Source organism: Vibrio sp. 14N.309.X.WAT.E.F5 (genome assembly GCF_030397615.1).
Classification (GTDB): Bacteria; Pseudomonadota; Gammaproteobacteria; order Enterobacterales; family Vibrionaceae; genus Vibrio; species Vibrio lentus.
This window is the reverse complement of the sequence record NZ_JAPNXR010000026.1, coordinates 32,414-54,914: the sequence shown is the minus strand read 5'-3', so window position 1 is coordinate 54,914 and position 22,501 is coordinate 32,414. Positions and strand designations below refer to the sequence as shown.

The 22,501-nt window shown below is 43.9% G+C and carries 23 protein-coding genes; 13 read left to right on the top strand and 10 right to left on the bottom strand.

Annotated elements, in window-relative coordinates; genetic code table 11:
- The first annotated feature begins 652 nt into the window (after positions 1–652).
- Positions 653–1,846, top strand: coding sequence for an acetate/propionate family kinase (locus tag OW495_RS21150; protein ID WP_065111379.1), 1,194 nt, complete (start codon positions 653–655; stop codon positions 1,844–1,846).
- 187 nt (positions 1,847–2,033) lie between these two features.
- Here OW495_RS21150 and OW495_RS21145 read toward each other — a convergent pair whose 3' ends face one another.
- On the bottom strand, positions 2,034–2,249 hold the full coding sequence (locus OW495_RS21145) for a hypothetical protein (RefSeq protein ID WP_004731730.1): 216 nt from the start codon (positions 2,247–2,249) through the stop codon (positions 2,034–2,036).
- A gap of 170 nt (positions 2,250–2,419) precedes the next feature.
- Between OW495_RS21145 and OW495_RS21140 the strand changes: the two genes are divergently transcribed.
- On the top strand, positions 2,420–3,469 hold the full coding sequence (locus tag OW495_RS21140) for a cysteine synthase A (protein ID WP_102513278.1): 1,050 nt from the start codon (positions 2,420–2,422) through the stop codon (positions 3,467–3,469).
- Positions 3,470–3,564: 95 nt separating this feature from the next.
- On the opposite strand, the gene OW495_RS21135 is transcribed toward OW495_RS21140, so the two are convergent.
- Positions 3,565–4,131 carry an XRE family transcriptional regulator gene (locus OW495_RS21135; RefSeq protein ID WP_102350945.1) on the bottom strand — a complete coding sequence of 189 codons (567 nt, stop codon included), beginning with the start codon at positions 4,129–4,131 and terminating at the stop codon, positions 3,565–3,567.
- A 101-nt stretch (positions 4,132–4,232) separates the two neighbouring features.
- Here OW495_RS21135 and OW495_RS21130 point away from each other — a divergent pair, with 101 nt between their 5' ends.
- Both OW495_RS21130 and OW495_RS21125 read left to right on the top strand, forming a co-directional pair.
- Positions 4,233–5,426 carry a benzoate/H(+) symporter BenE family transporter gene (locus OW495_RS21130; RefSeq protein WP_102513279.1) on the top strand — a complete coding sequence of 398 codons (1,194 nt, stop codon included), beginning with the start codon at positions 4,233–4,235 and terminating at the stop codon, positions 5,424–5,426.
- Positions 5,427–5,596: 170 nt separating this feature from the next.
- On the top strand, positions 5,597–5,986 hold the full coding sequence (locus tag OW495_RS21125) for a hypothetical protein (protein WP_017107843.1): 390 nt from the start codon (positions 5,597–5,599) through the stop codon (positions 5,984–5,986).
- Positions 5,987–6,142: 156 nt separating this feature from the next.
- Here OW495_RS21125 and OW495_RS21120 read toward each other — a convergent pair whose 3' ends face one another.
- Positions 6,143–7,075: a LysR family transcriptional regulator gene (locus tag OW495_RS21120; RefSeq protein WP_102513280.1), complete on the bottom strand. Its 933-nt coding sequence runs from the start codon at positions 7,073–7,075 to the stop codon at positions 6,143–6,145.
- Positions 7,076–7,344: 269 nt separating this feature from the next.
- Here OW495_RS21120 and OW495_RS21115 point away from each other — a divergent pair, with 269 nt between their 5' ends.
- The gene (locus OW495_RS21115) at positions 7,345–8,112 is read left to right on the top strand and encodes a glycine betaine ABC transporter substrate-binding protein (RefSeq protein WP_289888206.1); all 768 of its coding nucleotides are present in this window, start codon (positions 7,345–7,347) and stop codon (positions 8,110–8,112) included.
- Between the two features lie 156 nt (positions 8,113–8,268).
- The gene (locus tag OW495_RS21110; protein ID WP_102513282.1) at positions 8,269–9,294 is read left to right on the top strand and encodes a zinc-binding alcohol dehydrogenase family protein; all 1,026 of its coding nucleotides are present in this window, start codon (positions 8,269–8,271) and stop codon (positions 9,292–9,294) included.
- Positions 9,295–9,405: 111 nt separating this feature from the next.
- Here OW495_RS21110 and OW495_RS21105 read toward each other — a convergent pair whose 3' ends face one another.
- Positions 9,406–10,026: a CIA30 family protein gene (locus OW495_RS21105; protein ID WP_102513283.1), complete on the bottom strand. Its 621-nt coding sequence runs from the start codon at positions 10,024–10,026 to the stop codon at positions 9,406–9,408.
- Positions 10,027–10,051: 25 nt separating this feature from the next.
- On the bottom strand, positions 10,052–10,318 hold the full coding sequence (locus tag OW495_RS21100; RefSeq protein WP_102513284.1) for a DUF3081 domain-containing protein: 267 nt from the start codon (positions 10,316–10,318) through the stop codon (positions 10,052–10,054).
- Positions 10,319–10,696: 378 nt separating this feature from the next.
- Here OW495_RS21100 and OW495_RS21095 point away from each other — a divergent pair, with 378 nt between their 5' ends.
- Positions 10,697–11,113, top strand: a complete 417-nt coding sequence (locus OW495_RS21095; protein WP_017109090.1) for a VOC family protein — start codon at positions 10,697–10,699, stop codon at positions 11,111–11,113.
- A 168-nt stretch (positions 11,114–11,281) separates the two neighbouring features.
- On the opposite strand, the gene OW495_RS21090 is transcribed toward OW495_RS21095, so the two are convergent.
- Positions 11,282–12,181, bottom strand: coding sequence for a DMT family transporter (locus tag OW495_RS21090; protein ID WP_065104591.1), 900 nt, complete (start codon positions 12,179–12,181; stop codon positions 11,282–11,284).
- A 267-nt stretch (positions 12,182–12,448) separates the two neighbouring features.
- Between OW495_RS21090 and OW495_RS21085 the strand changes: the two genes are divergently transcribed.
- The gene (locus tag OW495_RS21085; RefSeq protein WP_102513285.1) at positions 12,449–13,849 is read left to right on the top strand and encodes an alpha-amylase family protein; all 1,401 of its coding nucleotides are present in this window, start codon (positions 12,449–12,451) and stop codon (positions 13,847–13,849) included.
- 116 nt (positions 13,850–13,965) lie between these two features.
- Here OW495_RS21085 and OW495_RS21080 read toward each other — a convergent pair whose 3' ends face one another.
- Positions 13,966–15,087 carry an FAD-dependent monooxygenase gene (locus tag OW495_RS21080; RefSeq protein ID WP_102513286.1) on the bottom strand — a complete coding sequence of 374 codons (1,122 nt, stop codon included), beginning with the start codon at positions 15,085–15,087 and terminating at the stop codon, positions 13,966–13,968.
- 133 nt (positions 15,088–15,220) lie between these two features.
- Positions 15,221–16,192 (bottom strand): LysR family transcriptional regulator, encoded by a 972-nt coding sequence (locus OW495_RS21075; RefSeq protein WP_102513287.1) that lies wholly within the window; start codon positions 16,190–16,192, stop codon positions 15,221–15,223.
- Positions 16,193–16,292: 100 nt separating this feature from the next.
- On the opposite strand from OW495_RS21075, the gene OW495_RS21070 reads away from it, so the two are divergent.
- The gene (locus OW495_RS21070) at positions 16,293–17,645 is read left to right on the top strand and encodes an MATE family efflux transporter (RefSeq protein ID WP_099165723.1); all 1,353 of its coding nucleotides are present in this window, start codon (positions 16,293–16,295) and stop codon (positions 17,643–17,645) included.
- A gap of 168 nt (positions 17,646–17,813) precedes the next feature.
- On the opposite strand, the gene OW495_RS21065 is transcribed toward OW495_RS21070, so the two are convergent.
- Positions 17,814–18,251, bottom strand: a complete 438-nt coding sequence (locus tag OW495_RS21065) for a Spy/CpxP family protein refolding chaperone (RefSeq protein ID WP_102513288.1) — start codon at positions 18,249–18,251, stop codon at positions 17,814–17,816.
- 227 nt (positions 18,252–18,478) lie between these two features.
- Here OW495_RS21065 and OW495_RS21060 point away from each other — a divergent pair, with 227 nt between their 5' ends.
- Positions 18,479–18,724, top strand: coding sequence for a hypothetical protein (locus tag OW495_RS21060; protein WP_029223306.1), 246 nt, complete (start codon positions 18,479–18,481; stop codon positions 18,722–18,724).
- Between the two features lie 28 nt (positions 18,725–18,752).
- Here the strand turns inward: OW495_RS21060 and OW495_RS21055 are convergent, their stop codons facing one another.
- Positions 18,753–18,980 (bottom strand): hypothetical protein, encoded by a 228-nt coding sequence (locus OW495_RS21055; RefSeq protein ID WP_241910140.1) that lies wholly within the window; start codon positions 18,978–18,980, stop codon positions 18,753–18,755.
- Positions 18,981–19,061: 81 nt separating this feature from the next.
- Between OW495_RS21055 and OW495_RS21050 the strand changes: the two genes are divergently transcribed.
- From OW495_RS21050 to OW495_RS21040, 3 genes are all read left to right on the top strand, one after another.
- Positions 19,062–20,066, top strand: a complete 1,005-nt coding sequence (locus tag OW495_RS21050) for a response regulator (RefSeq protein ID WP_017074861.1) — start codon at positions 19,062–19,064, stop codon at positions 20,064–20,066.
- Between the two features lies 1 nt (position 20,067).
- The gene (locus OW495_RS21045; RefSeq protein WP_004731659.1) at positions 20,068–20,505 is read left to right on the top strand and encodes a PAS domain-containing protein; all 438 of its coding nucleotides are present in this window, start codon (positions 20,068–20,070) and stop codon (positions 20,503–20,505) included.
- Between the two features lie 865 nt (positions 20,506–21,370).
- Entirely contained in the window at positions 21,371–22,414 is a 1,044-nt protein-coding gene (locus tag OW495_RS21040) for a GMP reductase (RefSeq protein WP_009844818.1), read from the top strand.
- Positions 22,415–22,501 lie beyond the last annotated feature (87 nt).

Here is a 22,501-nt window from a genome sequence, read left to right as displayed (position 1 = left end):
TTATTTTATTTTTCGCGCCTGTAGCACGTTTTAAGCCCAAGTTTAGCTAATGCCTCGTATCACATGGCAATCACACTCACATGCGCTTAAGGCTTTGTTTAGGATACTTAGTTAGGGGATACGGGAGTCGTTCGCTGTCTAGCAAAAGAAATGCACAGCTATAATGAAAAATGAATTTTGAAGTAAGAGCAGCTCAACCTTTCGAGCTGAATAAGTGATCTCTTTAAATTATGAGGCAAAGAGAAACGCCTTAATGTCTATTCGCGGGTATTGGTAACCAACCGCTCTATATTTAAGTGTCGTACTGTATTTTTTAAGTCGTAGCGTAGAACGCTAGCTTGTTTTGGGCTTTATGGGCTTAGTTTATGAATTGGACTTATGGATAAGATTTCAATACAAGATGACTTTGCTCTCAATGTGGTTTGTATGAACCTATCAGTTTCATAAGTGCATTTACTTCATCTAATTCAACTATTTTTTAATTTTCGTTCTCGAAAGAAATGAATTGATGACTAAGATCAACTTAATTGTGTTCATTTGGTGGTTTTTGCAAAACAAAAGTTGAAAGATTCAAAAATTATTGAATAATAGACTTAACTAAAATTGAAGCGCAAACTTCACTAAATTCGTACTGAAACAGGATCCATATCCAATGTCTAATTCGTTTGTTCTGGTTATTAACTCGGGTAGTTCTTCCCTTAAATTTGCTGTCATCGATTCTGTTTCTGGTGACGCAGTATTAAGTGGCTTAGGGGAGTGTTTTGGTCTTGAAGATGCTCGCATGAGCTGGAAGTATCAAGGTCAGAAAACAGAAATTGCTATTCAAGGTGAGGGTAACCACCACAAAATTGCCATTGGCAAGTTGGTAGGCTTGATGGAAGACCTAGGCTTTACGGCAGATATCGTAGCTATCGGTCACCGTATCGTTCATGGTGGCGAAAAGTTCACTCAGACTGTTCGTATTACAGAAGAGGTAACGAATGAGATTGAAAGCCTGTCTGATCTAGCTCCACTTCATAACCCTGCTGGTGCTATTGGTATCCGTGCTGCGATTGAAGCTTTCCCTTCTCTACCTCAGTTCGCTGTGTTTGATACTGCTTTCCACCAAACAATGCCACAACGTGCATTTACGGGTGCAATCGCAAAAGAGCTATACACAGACTTTGGCGTTCGTCGTTACGGTTTCCACGGTACTAGCCACTACTTCGTTAGCCGTGAAGCAGCGAAAATGGTCAACAAGCCAGTTGAAGAATCTAGTTTCATCTCTGTTCACCTAGGTAACGGCGCTTCAGTATGTGCTATCAAAGATGGTAACAGTGTTGATACATCAATGGGCTTCACACCGCTTTCTGGCCTTATGATGGGCACACGTTGTGGTGACTTAGACCCAGGTATCATCGAGTACCTACTTAAGAAAGGTTGGTCACAAGAGCAAGTATTCAACTCTCTAAACAAGGAGTCTGGCTTCCTAGGCGTGTCTGGTCTTACGAGCGATGCTCGTGGCATTTTAGAAGCAATGGAAGAGGGCCACGAAGGCGCGAAACTGGCTTTTGAGGTGTTTACTTACCGCGTAGCGAAATACGTTGCTTCTTACCTTGCAACGCTAGATTCTTTAGATGGCATCATCTTCACAGGTGGTATTGGTGAGAACTCACTACCAATTCGCCGTGAGATCCTAAGCAACCTTAAGATTCTTGGTTTTGTTGAAGATGTAGCTGGTAACGAAGCAGCTCGCTTTGGCGCTGAAGGCATCATCGCTAAATCAGAAATGCTTGGCGCGGTAGCAATGGTTATTCCAACTAACGAAGAATTCGTGATTGCTCAACAGTCGGTTGAACTTCTGTAATAGAGTTTAAAGCCTAAGCAAGACAAATATTAAAAAGCGAGCCCAAGTGGCTCGCTTTTTTGTGTCTAGTAAAGATGCGTCTGGACGTTTTAACCGGGGCCAAATTAACTATGCCATTACGTAGTCCACATGGCTATCGTCAAACGCTGTTAGAACAGAGTGTTATGGTGCTCCGGAATCGTTAAAGTTATTTAACCTCTGAGCGGTAGTTTGGATCTGTCCAACATCGAGGTAACTCTTCACCTGACATAAACACCAGTTCGGACTTTTTAAACATCTCAGGGTCTTGCTGTTCCTCGCCAGCTTGAAACCGACCTTCGATGCTGTCCTGAAACAAGTTGGTCAATTTGGTCATTTCAGTAACATCTACGAGGTCACCGCTCTTTTTCTCTTTTAGAAACATTTTGCTACCCTCAATTTAATCGATCACCCCTAATTATAATTGCTATTTAGAAAATGAGAGTCTTTTCAAATCCGGCACTCCTTGACTAAGCAGGGCTCAGAGCTACGCTTATGATCATCGACAACTCAATCGATGAACAAACTCACCCTTAACAAATAAATGGAGTCGCGATGTCATCTGCCCATATTGCAAACAATCTCAGTGAACTCATTGGCGATACCGATCTTGTTAGAATCAACAGCCTTTCAGAGATATCAGGTTGTGAGATTCTTCTTAAGTGCGAACACCAGAACCCGGGTGGTTCGATTAAAGATAGAGCGGCACTTCAGTTGGTTATGGATGCAGTAGAAGCCGGTAAGCTGAAGCCGGGAATGACAATCGTCGAAGGTACCGCAGGAAATACGGGGATTGGCCTTGCTCTAGTGGCCAAATCCCTCGGTTACAAAATGTTGGTGGTGATGCCAAGAGGGCAGGCACAAGAGAAAGAACGTATGATCTCGCTTTATAACGCTGAATTGTTATTGGTCGACCCTTGTCCTTTTGCAAATCCTGAACACTTTTACCACACGGCTAAGCGGATAGGTGTCGAAAATGAGAATTTCTGGTGGGCAGATCAGTTCGAAAATCTCAGTAATTATCGAGCGCACTATTTAAATACTGGACCGGAGATCTGGCAGCAAACCCAAGGGAATATTGATGCTCTAGTTTCAGTGGTGGGAACTGGAGGAACTATTGCTGGAAACTCACACTACCTATCTGAGCAGCAACCCAATCTCGAAACTTGGTTGGTTGACCCAAATGGGTCTGGCATTTATTCGTTTCTCCGTAATGGACAGTATCAATCCACAGGTAGCTCGTTCACGGAAGGCATAGGGATCATGCGAACGGTTGAAAATTTCAGGCAGGCAAAAATCAATCGTGCAATCACGCTGCCCGATCAGGATTTGGTTACGATATCCCGCCTTGTTGCGGAACATGACGGTATTCTTCTAGGAAGCAGCTCGTCGTTGAACGTAGCAGGAGCGCTATACGCTGCGGCTAGAATGGGGAAGGGGAAAACCATCGTTACATTTAGCTGTGACCTTGCTGAGCGCTCGTATTCGAAGCTGCACAACGAAGCGTTTCTGAAAGAAAAAGAGATACAGCTTAATAAAGAAAGCCTTTCTCAACTATGGGCTCGTTATCAAGCAGAAGATGGCAGCATGGTCGTCAACGTATAGTCGTTCTAAGTGAATACTAACCAGTGGTCTGCCATTAATCCGTTAGAGCTAAGCATCCGGTTAGCTCTAAACATCCGTTATCGACAAATTCGGCACTATTGCTTGCTGTAGGGGTAGTGAATCACATTGTGGAATACGGCATTTCCTTCACCGATATTTTTGTAGCCATGGTTCTGGTTGGCATTGAAGCGAACGGCTTGCCCTGCGTGTAACGTTTGCCACTCACCATCAAACAGCACAGCCATCTCTCCCGAAATACATAAAATGTGCTCAGTAACGCCTGCGTTATGCGGTTCGGATTCATGCTGGTAATCGGGTACTAGAGTGAGTTCGAATATTTCAAACCCTAGTGCTTCCTCAAAAGGAAACAACAAACTGACGAAGAAACCAATGTTGTATTCCTCATGCCTTAGTTCGTTTGCATCTCTAAATAAGCTCGTCAGTTCACTGTTTGAGCTAGCAGCGATAAAACTCGAAAGTGACACCTCGAACCCAGAAGCTATCTGCCAGAGCTTAGCGACTGTTGGGCTTGATTCTCCACGTTCAATTTGTCCTAGCATTGCTTTACTCACGCCTGTTGCTTTTGCCGTTTTGTCTAAGCTCCAGCCTTTCTCTTGGCGAAGACGTTTCAAGTTAACGCCGACCTTAATTTCTGTTTGCATCTTTTCTCTACAAATTTTTTTAAAAAATCAGTTGTGCGTTATAGCGCACAGGTGCTAAGTTCAATATATGGACGTTATAACGCACACAGGAACAAATTAACATGACTAAGCTAAAGTTTTCTCACGTCAGTACCGGCTTTATTGCTGTTTTCATCGGTTATGCGAGTGCTGCAGCGATCATTTTCCAAGCGGCAATGAGTGCAGGAGCAACTGAAGAGCAAGTCGCGTCATGGTTTTGGGCGTTGGGAATTGGCATGGGCGCCACTACGATACTGCTCTCGCTCTATTACAAGAAACCTGTGGTTACGGCTTGGTCGACCCCCGGAGCAGCGTTGTTAATTACTTCTTTGGAAGGGCTAACAATGAATCAGGCGGTTGCGGTGTTCTTTTTTAGCTCTTTGTTGATCACGCTGGTTGGCTTAGCGGGAATCTTTGAGAAGGTACTCAAACAGATTCCAACATCAATCGCATCTGCCATGCTGGCGGGGATTTTGTTGCAGTTTGGTTTGGGTTTATTTACGTCGTTAATGGAAGAAGTTCAGATAGTTGCGGTCATGCTTGCTGTATTTATTTTGGCTAAAGCAAGGTTAGGAAACTTACTGATCCCAAGCATTTTCGTTATTGCTTTGGTGATGTGTATTGGTTTTGGCAAACTTGATGTTAGTCAGGTCACAGTCGGTTTAACTGTACCGGTTTTCATTATGCCTGATTTTGAGTTCTTCTCGTTGGTTAGCGTCGGTATCCCACTGTTTATTGTGACTATGGCTTCGCAGAACTTACCAGGTTTTGCTGTGCTTAAAGCGAACGGATACCAAGTTGATTCATCTAAGATCATCACCACCACTGGTGTGACCGGGCTACTATTGGCCCCGCTTGGTGGCTTTGCGTATAACCTTGCAGCAATTACAGGGGCGATCTGCATGGGCCCTAATGCAGATGATAATCCAAAAACACGTTATATGGCTGGGGTCTCGATGGGTGTATTTTACCTGTTAGCTGGTGTGATGGGGATGTCATTCGTATCGTTGTTTAGCGCGGTTCCTTCAGCGGTTGTGATAGCTGTCGCGGGTTTAGCAGTGATGCCTACATTGATGAATTGTTTAGCCGTTTCGATGGCAGACAACCACTATCGAGAGCCTGCACTTTTTACTTTCCTATTCACGGCTTCTGGCACCAATTTACTAGGGATCGGCAGTGCATTTTGGGGTCTGTGCATCGGATTATTTTGTTGCTGGTTACACAATTACAAGGCTAAGTCGCGTGGAGTAGACAAGACTACGCAAACTTCGTCGTAATGAGATGATCTCCCAAGTGAGAGAAGCCTTCAATTTATTAGTCGTCATTATGGCGCTCTGAACTTGGTAAAAATATTCAGATCGAAACAGCCTTAGGTTGTGATTGAGATAGTATTTTGCTACAAAACGCGCATAATCTCGCTATATAACATTTAAAGAAGAAATTACTTATGACTAGCTTTCAATACTACTTTCACCAACTGCCTTGCTTCGACTGTAAAAAAACAACGGTAAGTACTGATCTTGGTTGGTTAACGCCTGCGATGAAAGAGGATGCTATCGCTCAACTGACAGCGACTCTTGCGCAAGGTGAGATTACACCTGATCTTTCAGCAAACGTGGTTTGTACTAAAGATGAAGCTCGTGAGTACCTACTACTAAACTTCTTCGGTTATTCAGAAGAAGAGCTAGCAAGCGACATCGAAGCGGATGATGAGAAAGAAGTTGCGGATGAAATCGCAGAGCTACTGGAAGAAGGCAAAGACACCATCACTTTCGAGCATGAAATCGCTCTTCAGTGTTGTGCAGATTGTGACGTTGTTGAAGACGAGTCAAACTAAGCTCTTGTATTAAGGGTATTAAACCAAGTACTTGTAATACAGTCAGTATGTTCATCATACCCATATGATGTTCAAATGATTAAAGGCGTTAGCGAATTGAAGTTCGCTAACGCCTTTTTTGTATCTCTACATCTTATCTCTAAGCTGCATTAGATCCTATGATGTTTTATTTTCTATAATACCTTGGTCACCCAATTGAGAAAGGATCGCTGAGGTTTTCTCTCTGAATAAGTCTCTTAACAAGCGAACGGTCGGTGTAATGGATTGACGACTTGGACACACTAACCAAAGTTCGGTTGGCGTTGGTTTGAATTCAGGCATAACTTTGATGACCTCACCAGAGAGCAAGTGCTTCGACATATCTAAACAAGACTTTATTGCGATACCTTTCCCTGCAATACACCAACGTCTCACAAGGTCAGCATCGTTCGATGCACGATTCCCTTTAAGCTTCACTTTATGATCTTGATTGCCATCGTGAAACACCCATTCGTCTTGCAACATGTCGTGGAGTTGGTAAAGCAAACCATTGTGCTGAGCTAAGTCACTAGGCTGTTTTGGTGTTCCCATTTCAGCCAAATATTCAGGAGCAGCACACAATGCCCTAGGCACATCGCATATCTTAAAACCATACATGTTCGCATCGGTTGGGGAACCGTAACGCAGCGCCATATCGACGGAATCTCGGTAGAAGTCGATATTGCTATCGCTGATGCTAGTGCGAAGCGTCGCTTTTGGGTATTCAAGCAAGAATTCATCTAACCAAGGTATGATTAGGTTACGCCCTAGATCTGATGAAAGCGCAATACGAATTTCACCGTCGACAACCCCAAGTTCTTCTCGTATGTTGAGCTTTGCTTGCTCCAACATTTTCAATGCTTGTTCACATTCAGGCAGATAACGCTCACCCGCGGTAGACAACCTAAGGTGGCGCGTGGTCCTGACAAACAATTCAGCACCTAACGCGGCTTCAACACGTTTAACGGCAGCACTGGCAGTGGCTGTTCGCATGTCTAGGTTGGTGGCTGCTGCAGTGATACTGCGAAACTCCGCTACTTTCAAAATGACCTGTAAGTCTTCAAGAAGCATGTTATCTACCTGTATTGAATTATGTTCTAAACATGGATTTGGGATATTTCCCCTTCACACTCTGCAAATGGGTTATCCCTACTTATCGCTTCTAAGTTAGCTTCAAACACTTAATTGTCAAAATTAATTTGATAATAATTCAAATGTGAGGCTGTTTTTCATTAGTAATTTTCTCACTATCATTTTGCCATATCGACAACGTAGCGCAGTACGCACTGTATGGACGAAGCCTATGATCTAGGGGAAGTAAGATGACTAAGAAAATCACAATGGGTGTAACGGATTTGTCGTTCCACCGTACGACCGCATCATTGATTGCCAATGTATTAAAAGCCATGGGGTTTGAGGTAGAGCGTATTTTCTCTCCACATCAGGAGAACTTTGAAAAGCTGAAAGCAGGCCAAGTGGATATGCTTTCTTCTGCGTGGTTGCCATCAAGTCACGGTATCTACAAAGCGGGCGTTGAAGAAGTTGAGCCGCTTATTGAGCTTGGGCTTCATTATGAACCTTATGCGTTGTGGGGCGTACCAGATTATGTGCCTGAAGATGCGGTTTCTGAAGTCTCTGATTTATTAAAGGCCGAAGTGATCGAGAAAATGAACTCGACTATCCAAGGTATCAACCCCGGAGCTGGTATCACACGTTTCTCTATCCAGATGATGAAAGACTATGGCCTGAGCGATGTCGGCTACGAATTCTTCTCTGGAAGTGAAGCGGATTGTTTTGATGCATTTGAAAGTGCGGTCGCAAACAAAGAGTGGGTCATCGTGCCCTTGTGGAAACCGCAGTTTCTGCATTATCGCTACGATATTCGCGAACTCAAAGAGCCTAAAGGCTTGCTTGGAATTGTCGATAGAGCGGTACTTCTTTTAAGAGATGACAAGAAGCACTTGTTCAGTGAAGAACAGATTCAGAAGCTGGATTCACTGCGTTTCTCGAACGATATTATTGCCGAACTGGATTACAAAGTTTGCCGTGAAGGTAAATCACAAGATCAAGTCACATATGATTGGTTGATTGAGAACGGCCTGATTTAACCTCTAAGCCGTTGGCAATGCAGTTAGATGTCTGCATTACCCAGATAGCGGCAATACTATTATCAAAAATTATTTGAGAATCATTCAAACATTAGGCGGTTTATCTCGGGTGGGAATTAACTAAGATTAACTCGTCTAATTCAAGGAGAAAGCACAATGTCACTACCATCAAAAATGAAAGCTATTGGATTTACTCAGTCACTTGCGATTACCGAGCAAGAGAGTTTGTTTGAGTTTGAAACGAGTCTGCCAGAACTAAAAAATAATGACTTGTTGGTAAAGGTGAGCGCGACTTCTATCAACCCTGCAGACGCTAAAATTCGTATTCGTAATGCTAAGGATAAAACACTCGAACAACCTAAGGTGCTGGGCTATGACGCAGTCGGTGAAGTTGTTGGCAAAGGTGCTGACGTTGAAGGTTTCGAAGTCGGTGACCGTGTGTACTATGCAGGTGACGTAACACGTATAGGTGCTAACGCAGAATACCAAGCTGTGGACTACCGTATTACGGCTAAAGCGCCTACGAGTCTTTCTGATGAAGCTGCAGCCGTTATGCCACTAGCAACACTTACGGCATGGGAAGCGTTGTTTGACCGCCTGCGTGTTCGCCCTGAAGAGAAAAAGTCTATCCTGATCATTGGTGGAGCAGGCGGTGTAGGTTCAATTACGATTCAACTGGCTAAGCAACTGACCAACCTAAATGTTATCGCTACAGCTTCAAGACCTGAAACGGAACAGTGGGTTAGGGATATGGGGGCGGATTATGTGGTGAATCACCGTAACTTGGTTGAGTCTGTACGAGAGCAAGGTATCCAACATGTAGACTACATCTTCAATGTTGCTGATACAAAAGGGCATTGGGATTCGATGGTAGAGCTAATAGCCCCTCAAGGCATGATAAGCTCGATTGTTGAGTTTGATGGTGGAATTGACTTATCAGCGCTGCAAGGCAAATCAGCGGGCTTTATTTGGGAGCTGATGTTTACACGTTCGTTGTTTAACACCGATGATATCCAGAAGCAGCAAGACATCCTATTCCAAGCCGCGAATTTGATTGATGCGGGCCGTATTAAATCGACGCTGACCACCACATTGAATGGCTTTAGTGTTGAGACATTGAAAGATGCTCATCAACGTATTGAAAGCAGTGCCTCGATTGGTAAAACAGCCATTAAATATTAATAGTTAATGATTTAGATCTTTGACGGTTTGAAGTATTGATCTTTTGAACAGCAAGCCCCTTATATCATTCGCAAATCGGTAAGATATCAGGGGCTTTTGTTTATCTGTGATTTACTCAGATTTTTGGGATGCTTTGAATTGAATCTGAATTAGGTTTAGCTCGAAGGTCCGGGGCTGCTTGTCTGCAATCAAAAAGCCAATTTGTTTGATGTCTTGAGCTTCAAGTCTTGGCGCACCACTGAGTAATTGACCTCTGAACACGGCTTTAAACTCGTTTAGTTGGAAGACTTTCTTGAGTTGCTCACCCTTGATGGTTTCAAAGCTGTGCTTGTAGTTAGTTCTATTTCCATCTATCCAAGTTGTGAACCGTAATTGATAAGTTCGGCCGTCGCCAACAAACTTCAGCTCTATATTGTCCACATCAGAGTTAATGGATTCAACGGAGCGGTTGATTGAACTGAAACCACCGTTATTCTCTAACGATAGCTCACCCCTGAATTGACTTATCCCATCATCATAAATGAATCCGCCTGTTGAGATGCCACCCATTACATTGTCGTTGGTCGCTGTCCAATTCTTATGTTCGTTCGCTTGTGTGAAATCTATCATCTCTGTTCCAGCTGTTGACGCTTTAGACCATAAAAAAGAAAGGCAGAACATTAACCATAAAGGCGCTGTTCGCTTACGCATTGAATGCGTTCTAAAGTCGGATTCGTTCATGATTTTCTCCATTATTTACTCGTTCGCTATGGATAGGTTACGGAGAAGGTTCAGTTTCAAGCATAGCTAAACAACGCTTGATGAAGTCTTCATAGTTCGATGCCTTGTTGTATTCGATCTTCAATGAACCATGGAACATCAGTGTTACCGTGACGTCTCTGTAGCTTAACCAACAGGTGTAGCCGTCGTAATCGTGCCAGGCTACCATCTCACCCAATTGATATTTACTGTCCAATTGCTCGCCAGATGATCGAATGCAATCGAACACTCTGAGAAACTCAATAATGGTGATTCTGTTGTCCATGTACCACTCCCGTTGCGCAGTCGATGAAATATGCTAAGTGCTTGTATTTGAATTAACTACGGTTTGGTTCTGCATTGCGATCACTGTGGGGAGGCCTGCATACAACATCCATTTCATCGGCTCACTTTGTGGGAGGTGTGGTTTGGAGAGAACACCTCCCATAAAGTGACGGGTATTAAGCACAAAGAACAGAATACAGGCAAGGAAGTCACATTAGATTAGGTCGTCTAAACTTAGATTTGTATGGCATCAAAAGCCGAACAATTTGGGCTCTAAAAACGTTCTCGAAAATAAACGTAAATTAATCCTTTACCTCAACTTAACTTGAAGTATTAGCATGAACTCCGTTGCTTACGAGAATACTTTAAGGAGAGAAGAATGATCCAACTTGAACATGTGAATTTAGTCGTTAAGGATATCCCTGAAATGCTGACTTTCTACAAAGCGGCGTTCCCTCATTGGTACGTCCGTGATGAAGGAAAAGGCGAATGGTCAGGCAAGCCACGTAACTGGCTGCATTTTGGCGACGAATACCAATATATCGCGATGAGTGATCATGGTGAGGGTGAAAATAGAGACTTAGCAGGGCATTCGGTTGGCCTCGCGCACTTCGCTTATGTGACCAATAACATTGAGAGCGTCATTCAACGCCTTATCGACGCGGGCTTCCCAATAGCCAAACCCGGTGCCGAAGAACCTTATCGAAAAAACGTCTACTTTGTAGATCCGGCTGGTTTTGAAATTGAGTTCGTTGAATACCTGAGCGATGATCCCAAGCTACGCAATGCCACGTAATAAAATTCGTTAATAGAGTAGGTGTGCTAGAGCGAGTTTGTTCGAAATAAAACGTCTAAGAAAGGGTGCTAGGAAGACTTACAGAAAAGGGCATTGTGGAATATTCCGCAATGCCCTTTTTAGATCTATTGATTAGCTGATTGGCTAACTGATCTTTAGTTTGGTTATCTACTTAGCTTTGAACGGCACCAATAGTTGTTTGCCAAACACATTGATTAGCGCGCCAGTCACGATCAGGCCACCACCTAGATAAGTCCAAACTGATGGAATCTCATTAAAGATCCACACGCCTAACAGTGCCGAGAATACGATCTGAACGTATGAGTAAGCCGAAGCTTTGCCCGCGGCTTGTGTCTGCATCGCTTTGGTTAACCCGTATTGGCCGATTTGAGTGAAAATCCCGACCAGAACCAGCATCACGGTTAGGAATAAGCTCGGCCATACAAAGTCGTTCCAGATAAGGGCTGTGGAGATAGGTAGGGCAACCAGTGGGAAGTAGAAGATGATGACAGAGCTGTCTTCCGTCTGGCTCAGCTTTCTCACAATCACGTAAGCAATTGAGCTACCAAACGCGCCACATAACGCCACCATAATGCTGAATAGAGGTAATTCGCTGCTCGCGCCGCTGTTCATGCTTGGTTGCACCATCACCAATAATCCCGCTAGGCAAAATGCAATGCAGATCATGGTCGATTTTTGGACGCGTTCTTTGAGGAATAACACACCCAGCAACGCAGTAAATACAGGATGTACGTATTGCAGGATAGTTGCTTCTGCTAACGGAAGAGTGGTTACAGCGTAGTAAACACACATCAGTGCTACGGTACCTACCGCGCCACGAACAAACAACAAAGGTTTGTTATTACCCCAGATTGAAATGCCTTTTCGTTTTACGTCGATGTAGCTGATGATCAAAGACACCAAAGCCCTTGCAGCAACGATTTCAAATACAGGTATGCCATAGTTGCTGATGTATTTCACACAAGCTGACATCAGTGCGAATCCAAAAGCGGAGAGGATCATGAATCGAACCCCAACAGGGATTTGTGAAAAAGAGAAAGAAGACATAAAAAGATCAATAGGCTGAAGGAAAAGGAATCATAGCGTAGTTTAGGATCTTCGACCAAAGTCTTTGTCCGTTTATTGTTCTGAAAATACTAATCAAAAGTCAGGATTGCTATCATTCAATCGGCCTCTACGTAATATCTACCATGACTCAGTTTTATAAAATCAACCCCAACAGAGAGTGACCTTAATTCAACTCTGACTTATTTTGGTTTCAATTGGATTTTGTCTTCTTATTATTTCGATGAATAGATAATAAGAGACATTTTTATGAAACCAATAAATACCCTACTCATATCCGCCCTTGCTGTTTGTTCTTTCAGTTCCGCGACTTACGCCGATACTATTTTGCACGCGTTCAATTGGAAGTATTCAGATGTGACGGCCAACGCGAATCAAATTGCTCAAGCTGGTTATAAGAAAGTGCTTGTTGCGCCTGCAATGAAATCGAGTGGCAGTCAATGGTGGGCTCGCTACCAACCTCAAGACCTACGCACCATTGATTCTCCTTTAGGCAACAAACAAGATTTAGCCGCAATGATTGCCGCTCTCAAAGGTGTGGGCGTCGATGTGTATGCCGATGTGGTACTCAACCATATGGCGAATGAAAGCTGGAAGCGAAGTGACTTGAATTACCCTGGCACAGAAGTGCTAAACGATTATGCTAGCCGTTCAAGCTACTATGCCGACCAGACTCTGTTTGGCAACCTAGCACAAGGTTATGTGTCAGCGAACGACTTTCATCCAGCGGGCTGTATTTCAGATTGGAACGACCCTGGTCACGTTCAGTATTGGCGTTTGTGTGGTGCCGATGGTGATGTGGGTTTGCCTGATCTAGATCCAAACAACTGGGTGGTTTCACAACAACGTTTATATCTGAAAGCACTAAAAGATATGGGGATCAAAGGTTTCCGTATTGATGCCGTCAAACACATGAGCCAATACCAAATCGATCAGGTATTCACGTCTGAAATTACTGCGAACATGCATGTGTTCGGTGAAGTTATTACCAGTGGTGGAGCAGGGAACAGCGGCTATGAATCGTTCCTAGCGCCTTACCTGAATAATACTAATCACTCTGCTTACGATTTCCCGTTGTTTGCATCGATTCGCTCGGCGTTCTCAATGAGCGGCGGTTTAAATCAACTGCATGATCCTAAAGCGTACGGTCAGGCACTTGATGATAACCGCTCAATTACTTTTGCGATCACACATGATATTCCAACCAATGACGGCTTCCGTTACCAAATTATGGATCCACAAGACGAGCAGCTCGCTTACGCTTATATCCTTGGTAAAGATGGCGGCACACCGTTGATCTACAGTGATGACCTTCCTGATTCTGAAGATAAGGATAACGGTCGCTGGGGCAATGTGTGGAATAGCTCGACAATGAAAAACATGTTGAGTTTTCACAACGCGATGCAAGGTAAATCAATGACGATGATTTCGAGCGACCAATGTACTTTGCTCTTTAAGCGTGGCAAAGAAGGTGTGGTTGGCATTAACAAGTGTGGCGAAACGCGTGGCGTGACAGTCGATACTTACCAGCATGAGTTCAATTGGAATGTTCAATACAAAGACGTATTAAGCAGCGCGACAGAAACCATTTCTTCTCGCTACCATACGTTCAACCTACCACCACGCAGTGCGCGTATGTTTAAGCTTTAATGATTACTCAATAGAGCGAACACCATTGGTAGAAAGCATAAGCCGCAGCAAGTGCTGCGGCTTATTGTTTTGCAAAAGAGTAGATGGCGACTGGCGCGTTTTTACGAGCCAAATTTTTAGAAAGGCGAGCGACTATTGGCAACGGCAAACTGTTGATAAAGATCGGCTACTTCAACTGGGTTGAACTCATCTTTGTAAGTCAATTCACTGAGTCGGTGTGTGATATTTTGTAGTTCATGTGAACGTTTCTGAGCGCGCTGCTGATAGCGTTTGAATGCTTGCTCTGTGCCTTCAAAATTAGAAGCAATACTTTGTGCCAACACGTAAGCGTTCTCAATGCCCAAGCTGAATCCGATCCCCATGGTCGGGAGCACTGCGCAACAGGAATCTCCCAATAGAACAGCATTGCCACGATACCAAGTATCAAATGGGGCAACATCGGTGAGTGGAGAAGGCAAGATCTTCGATTCAGGCGTATCTCGGATCATATCCAGTAGGTAGCTCGGATAGTGCGAGAACTGCTCTAACACGGTTTGTTTAGACAGTGTTTCACCTTCTTTAACAGCGCATGCTGCAAACCAGTATTTACCTTGGGTTTCTCGGTCGTATGTGTAGGTTACGATACGAGATTTATCACCCGCAAAAACATAACACTCATCATCGCTGATTTCTGATGCTTTGAAATCAATCTCACCGCGGCAGCAGTAGACGTTCGGTTGTCTTAAAGACACATCAGGTGCAACAAACTTTCTCACTTGAGAGAACACACCATCAGCACCGACAATAATATCCGCATCAATGGGTTCGCCATTGATCAGAATCTGCGGCTCATCATCGTTTTGAACAACAGAGCAGGTTTGATTGGTAACGATGCAGTCGTCTCCTAGCTCATTTAATAGCAGCTGGTATAAACGGCTGCGATGAAACAAACCAATTGGCGCGTTGGCTTTGCTTGGCGAGTCACTCATATTGAGCGTGTTGATTGGCAATCCTGTCGCCGTTAATGTCGAGATGGTATCGACTTGGTTGCACGAAGCTTTGACTTTATCGACACCAACCAGTGCCGCAAGTACCTGCATGCCCTCTGGCCACATAATGATGCCAGTACCGTCAGCTCGTGGTTGTGCAGCCTTCTCGTATATTCGAGCTTTAATACCAAATTTACGCAGTGATAACGCGAGTGCCAAACCATTTAGTCCTGCGCCGATAATCGCGACTTTTAGACGTTGTTGTTCCATGACTTTCTCCTAAGAATAAGATGCCAATATCTGTGTATTGGTTCATAGGGCGTAAGATAGGTCATTCGAATCAATAAATAAACGTTATGGATTATAAGGTTAATGCGATTTTGAAATCTTAGGTGTAGATCCCTTAATGATCTTGGATGACTCCAGACCAATGGTTTTGATGGGATAGCGCTTTCAGTAATTCAATTTCTTTCGCTGTTTCGCCTTTCAGCCATTCAATCAGGTCATTTATTACCGGCGAATGAGTACGCTGGTGGCCAAAGTAAGTCCAAGCACTGTGTTGGATCTTGGCGTTTTTAGGGCAGTATAAAAAGCCTCGTTGAAGTTCTTGTAATACCAAAAGCAAATCTGTCACCGTGACACCTTCCCCCGATAAACATGCACTGAGCGCTAAATCTAACGACAAGAAGCTGGTGTTTCTGACGGGCTTTTTCGGCGGGAACTCGACATCGGCTAGCCATACTTTCCAGTCATGATGATCTAAGGTGGGATGGAGCCTTGGCATAGTTAAGATCGAATCGAGGTCGGTGTCTTGCGTCGTTAAACTGGCAGAATTCGTTAAGCTAGTAGAACAGACCGGCGCCATGAACTCTTCACGTAAGAATGTGATATCAGGTGTATTGTCGTATCGTTTTTTAAAGCGAGTGTGGAAGATCAACAAGTCATACTCGCTGCTGTTGATCGCTTCATCTTCTTCAATCACAGGAACAATCACGATCTCGTAATCGGGGTAACGCTCGTTTAATTCTCGAACCTTAGAGATCAACACTCGCGTCGCAAAGCTCAGGGTCGCTTTAATCACAATCCGCTTCTGTTTTGGTTCACTCCAAGATGCGATCACCGATTCGATATTGCCGTAGCTATCACGCAAAGCCACATACAAATCATGACCTTGTTCGGTTAATTCAATCGCTCGATGCTTACGAATAATCAACGATGCGTTTAACTCATCTTCAAGCTGTTTGATCTGACGGCTGATCGCACTCTGTGTCACGTTGAGCTCATCGGCAGCCAAGGTAAAGCTCATCAGCCTTGAAGCAGCTTCAAAGGCTTTTAAGCCATTATGTGAGGATGGCAAGCTAGGATATGGGGTCATAATTCGTTCGCATGAGTTTATGGAATGTTAGAGTCGCAAATTTATCAATTGAACGCCAGCCTCATCGATCGTATTTTGGGCGGAATTAACTGAGGCGCTCATGAAAAAAATACTCACTCTTGCATTCCCTTTGATCATTTCACAGCTGATATCCATGGCTTTAGTCCTTACCGATGTTTGGATGATGTCGCGTATCAGTGTGTCAGCCCTTGCGGCTGGTGGCTTGGGTGCCTCTATTTACTTTTTCATCTTTATTATTGCGAGCAGCACTGTCGGTTGTGTCGCGAACTTGATTGCGATCGCTTATGGTCAGCGCGTCGCTCGCCCAGAGTTTGGTAATATACAAATTAGGTTGGCGGTGAAAGGCGCAACTATGCTGGCATTCGTGCTCAGCGTGACCTTAATGGCGAGCTTCTGGTTTGCTCCGTTGGTATTGGAAGCAGCAAAACAGCCGCCAGAAGTGATCACCTTAGCGATGGAATATGTGCACGCCTTGAAATGGGTGATGCTGCCTTCGCTTATCTTATTGGTGTTGCGTGGCTTAACCAGTGCGTTCGGTAATGTGCGCTCCATTCTTGTGATGTCTGTTATTACCGTAATTCTGAATGTGCCAGTGAGTTATTTACTGACGTTCCAGCTCGATATGGGTTTAACGGGTCTAGGTTTAGGAACCGCTATTGCTGCGTTTATTGTGATGCTTGGGTATACGGTGTGGGTGTTTAAACGTGATGAGTTCAAGCAATTCGCCCCATGGCTTCATACTGAAGAATATTCGATTAAGTTGATGAGTCCTTTATTGATGATGGGCTTGCCGATTGCAATGGCGGCTTTACTTGAGCATGGCTTAATCTACGGTGGCACCTTAATGGCGGGCACGATCAGTATTGCTTCGTTGGCTCTGCACCAAATCCTTCTGCAATGCTTAAGTTTCACTTGGAATTTCAATTTCGGCTTCTCACAGGCTGCCGCTATTTTGGTTGGGCGTGACTACGGTGCGGGCAACTACGAAGGAATCAAAAGAACATCCATTCTAAGCTTTATCTTGGTGTCGGTGCTGAGCGTGGCGTTGTCTGCGGTGTTTATCATATGGCCTGAAATGATCGCTTCTCTCTTTAAGCTAGACGACGGCACGGGCGCGATGACTTCGTTATTGGCTTCTGTTATCTGGGTAGTGGCGTTGTGCTTCATCGTTGATGCTTGGCAGTTACTGGCAATTAACCTTCTGAGAGGGATGAAGATTGTTTCAATGCCAACCGTGATGACAGCCATTGGTTACTGGGTATTTGGCCTACCTGCTGCTTGGTATTTGATGCATAAGTTCCAGCTTGCAGGGATTTGGGGCGGAATCGGCGTTGGTTTAGGTGTGACGGGTATTCTACTACTTATCCAATTGATGCGTGTCATTCAAAAGAACAACCAATCTCCAGATTTGTCGAATCATGCGTATACGTGATTTGCTAATGGCGCACTGAATACTAAAAAGCCGCAGTCATGATAATGATAGCGGCTTTTTGTTGTCTATTCAGATTCTTCTTTTTTGGGGGAGGGGAAGAATCCTTATCAGGATTAAGGGCAGCTATTTTCTGCTAGACGATTTATTGCCAAGCTACTTTCTACCAAACTACTTTCCACCAGAGATCGCAGACTTCATCATGGTTTTGAATTGCTCTTTTTGCTCTTCAGTCAACACGTTATAGATGTTGTTCTTAAGACGCATCTCTTGCATCACCATCGACTTCTCAGTGGCTTGAACCGTATCGATGACCTTTTCCATTTCGGCTTCATCAAAATCCGGTTGAGTCACAAGGCTGATCTGTTTCTTCTTAAGCTCTATGGCTTTATCCATATCAATCTCTGTTCTATCGGACTGATACTCTTGAACAAGAGAGAACACTTCCGCTTGTTGCTCTTCGGTTAGATTCAAAGAAGCAATAACCATTTGCAGTGGGCTAAGCGCTGGTTGTGGCGGTTGTTGTGGTGTTGAAGCACTCACAAACGGAGCGGTAACGAGTAAAGCTGAAGCAGTTAATACACAAAGCGACTTTTTCAGTGATTTCATTGAGTTTCTCCTGTTAGTGGAAACAAGAGTATAGATGGCGGAGCTGAACTCGATATGAACACGTTGTTCAGTTAAGTGTGCTTAGCGATTTACGTTCACTTAAGTACGTCCAGATAAGTACCTTCAAGTAAGTAGAGAGTGGGTTAGACCTTGGTCTTACAGAAACCGACGGCAAAGGTGACTAGAATGATTTGAGTTGCTCACCGTTTTATCAAGGAATACACAAAATGGAAGTTGGATTGTTCTGGGCTGAAAAAGGGATGTTAGTGCTTGGCGCGCTATTTGTTTTGACGAGCATGATGCAATACGGAAGACGCAGTAGCGATTGGAAAGGCGTGATTACGATGTTCTACAAGCGTATCCCAATGAATATTGCAGAATACAAATGGTATCGCTTGGGCATTGCTTTACTGGTGTTTGCCGTGGTTATACGTTTCGCATTACTGATCCTATGGCCTTCATACCAGTTTTAGCCCCCTGTATTAGCTCTTTTATATAGATTTATATAAAGCAGGTAAAACCAATACATTCATGACGAGATTGAGCCTTAATAAACTCACTTATTAAGGCTGCCATTTCATAAACTAGCGCTGTTGTTCCATAAAAAAGTGCTATTACTCTATAATGATGAACGCTTATTACCTTTGTAGCATATTGTTTTTCATGAAGAATAATGCCGGATAATAGCTTACCTGCTTGTTTCATCATTCTTACTAATAATCTACACATAAATCCATTCACCCCGTACCTGATACCATAATGTTCTGTTACACTCGACCGAATTAGCTTTAATTTGTCGGTGGTGCATTTATGTCGTTCCCAGTTCTTATATGTGATGATTCTGCGTTAGCAAGGAAGCAGATGGCTCGATCACTGCCTAGTTCTCTAAATGCAGATATAACTTTTGCTGTTCATGGGCTTAATGCACTTGAAGAGTTAGCTCAAAACCAGTTCAAATTGATGTTCCTCGACCTCACCATGCCGGAATTAGACGGCTATGGCACATTGGAAGAGATGCAACGTTTGGGTGATACCACGCCTGTCGTCGTTGTTTCTGGTGACATACAACCAAAAGCACAACAGAAGGTGATGGATCTCGGCGCCAAAGCGTTTTTGCAAAAGCCGATCGATAAAGAAGCGTTAAAAGCGATTTTACGTGAGCACGTCGAGCCGCCAAAACAACCTCAACTGTATACTCCTACTGCTCTCGAACTTCCCATATTGCGCCGACGCGATATTTATATGGAAGTCGCGAACGTAGCGATAGGCCGTGCTGCTGATGCACTGGCTCGTCATTTTAATGTATTTGTGCACTTACCACTGCCGAACGTCAACATCTTCGAAGTGAGCGAATTGCACATGGCACTTCGTGACCTAGCCGATAACGACCAAGTGTCGGGTGTTTGCCAAGGCTTCAGCGGAGAAGGCATTGCAGGCGAAGCATTAGTCTTACTGAGTGATTCCAGCGTGAGCGATCTTAAGAAGCTCATGAAAGTCCCAACCGAAAGCGAACAGCTTGAAGAACTAGAACTGCTGATGGATGTATCGAATATCCTAGTTGGTTCTTTCCTTAACGGGCTAGGGGAGCAATCTGAGGTTCGTTTCTTCCAGAGTTCTCCGGTTCTGCTAGGGCAACACATCTCGATTGATTCCGTGATTGAGAATACCAGTGGCTCGTTTAAGAAGACCATGACCTTTGAAGTCAGCTACAACATTGATGGCACTTCAATCCGTTGTGATCTTCTATTTATGTTCGTTGATGAGTCTCTGCCTCTTCTAGATAACAAGTTGGCCTACCTAATGGAGGAGTTTTAATATGTTGAATCTTCCTGCTGAATTTGAACAGTTCCACTGGATGGTGGACATGGTTCAAAACGTCGATATGGGGCTGGTGGTCATTAACCGTGACTTTCAGGTACAAGTTTGGAATGGCTTCATGACGCACCATAGTGGTAAGCAATCGCATGATGCTATTGGTAAGTCTATCTTTGAACTGTTCCCCGAGATCCCTGAAGAGTGGTTTAGGCTCAAAACCAAGCCCGTCTACGATCTCGGTTGTCGTAGCTTCATTACATGGCAACAAAGGCCTTATCTGTTTAAGTGCCGCAATGTTAGGCCTGTAACCCAACAAGCCGACTTCATGTATCAGAACGTGACGCTAAACCCAATGCGCTCACCAACAGGGCAAGTCAGCTCATTGTTCTTGTCTATTCAAGATGCGACCGCTGAAGCGTTAGTCTCTCAAAAGAACTAGATCGCTCTATTCGCCAAACAACGCATTCCTATACGCGCATTAGCATCAGTCTAATCAGCGAATAAAAATGGCTAAGGTTAATTACCTGAGCCATTTTTTTCTTTTTATTCTTCAATATCTAATTTTTCCCCTAGCTTTTCACATCAACCCATCCTCTTTTTCTATGCGCTTTACTCAATATTTCAGGTTACATGAACGACCGGGAAGCCACGAAACGTGCTTTTGGAGCGGCAATGCTACGGGTTAATAGAAATTGGATTTATAAAGTTTGAGATTTAAAGCTTCATTTAATGGAGTGCGAGGGCTAAATTCTCAAACCCAAGTGAATATTGGTCTCTAGATCGAGTCGTTATCACTCTACTTTTCCAAGTGACCACAAAATAAAAAAGTCACGAGATTGGCCAATTTGGTCAAAAACAGATAAAAATTAGAAAAAAATCGAATTTATTTAAGAAAAAAGGCATTTTTTTGTTGGAGAAAAGTGGGGTTTTTATGTGATTTCGAGGCACTTTCTTCACATTATTGCTTTATGAGGGGGATATTACGCGAAAAAGGGAGGAAAACGATTGCGCAATAAACCACCAGTGTTTGTGTGAATGGTTCGCTAAGTTATTAATTAGTAAGAATTTAGTGGTAAAGTGTAGCTAGGGAAGTTTTAGCGGATATGGAATCTTTGAGAGGATAGCATAAAAAAAAATGAAATATCAGACTTGCTGTTACTAAATCACGACCTATAATGCTGAAAACCGGAGCGTCTGCCAACGCTCCGGTTTTTTTGTGTCCGAAGAAAAGTAAACTCGTCTGCCAACAGTTTTACTACGCATTTCGCGAGAGACACATAATTTTATGAATCAAGGAAAACACCATGCGTATCGAACAAGAACTTAAGTTAGGTTTCAAAGATGTACTCTTCCGTCCGAAGCGTTCTACCCTTAAAAGCCGTTCTCAAGTTGAATTAACCCGCGATTTTACATTCAAGCATAGCGGTCGTCAATGGTCTGGTACTCCAGTAATTGCAGCTAACATGGATTCGGTAGCAAGCTTTGAAATGGCAGCTGCTCTAGCAGAGCACGGTGTTATGACTGCAGTACACAAGCACTACACAGTAGAGCAGTGGGCTGAGTTTGCTAAAACAGCAGACAAGAAAACTCTGAACAACGTTTTTGTATCAACAGGTACGTCTGAAGCTGAGTTCGAGAAAGTTAAGAAGATCATGGCGCTTAGCGAAGAGTTCGTATTTATCTGTATTGATATCGCTAACGGCTACTCAGAGCACCTTGTTGAGTTCGTACAGAAAGTACGTGCTGAATTCCCGACTAAAGTTATCTCTGCAGGTAACGTTGTAACAGGTGACATGGTTGAAGAGCTAATTCTAGCGGGCGCAGACATCGTCAAGGTTGGTATCGGCCCTGGTTCTGTTTGTACTACACGTGTTAAAACAGGCGTAGGTTACCCTCAACTTTCTGCAATCATTGAGTGTGGCGACGCGGCACACGGCCTTGGCGGCATGATCATCGGTGACGGTGGTTGTTCATGTGCGGGTGACGTATCTAAAGCGTTCGGCGGCGGTGCTGACTTCGTAATGCTAGGCGGTATGCTAGCAGGTCACTCTGAGTCAGGCGGTGAAGTTGTAGAGCAAGACGGTAAGCAATACATGAAGTTCTACGGCATGTCTTCACAGTCGGCTATGGACAAGCACTCAGGTGGTGTTGCTAAGTACCGTGCTGCGGAAGGTAAAACTGTTTTACTTCCATACCGTGGTTCAGTTCACAACACAATTTCTGACATCCTTGGTGGTGTACGTTCAACTTGTACATACGTAGGCGCAGCAAAGCTTAAAGAGCTAACTAAGCGTACGACTTTCATCCGTGTACAAGAGCAAGAGAACAACGTATTCGGTAAAGAGTAACGTTTAAAGCACTTGTTTAAAATTTTAAGAATTGAGCCACTTTAGAGTGGCTCTTTTTTTTGGGGAATGCTTGGCCTCTTTTGAAGC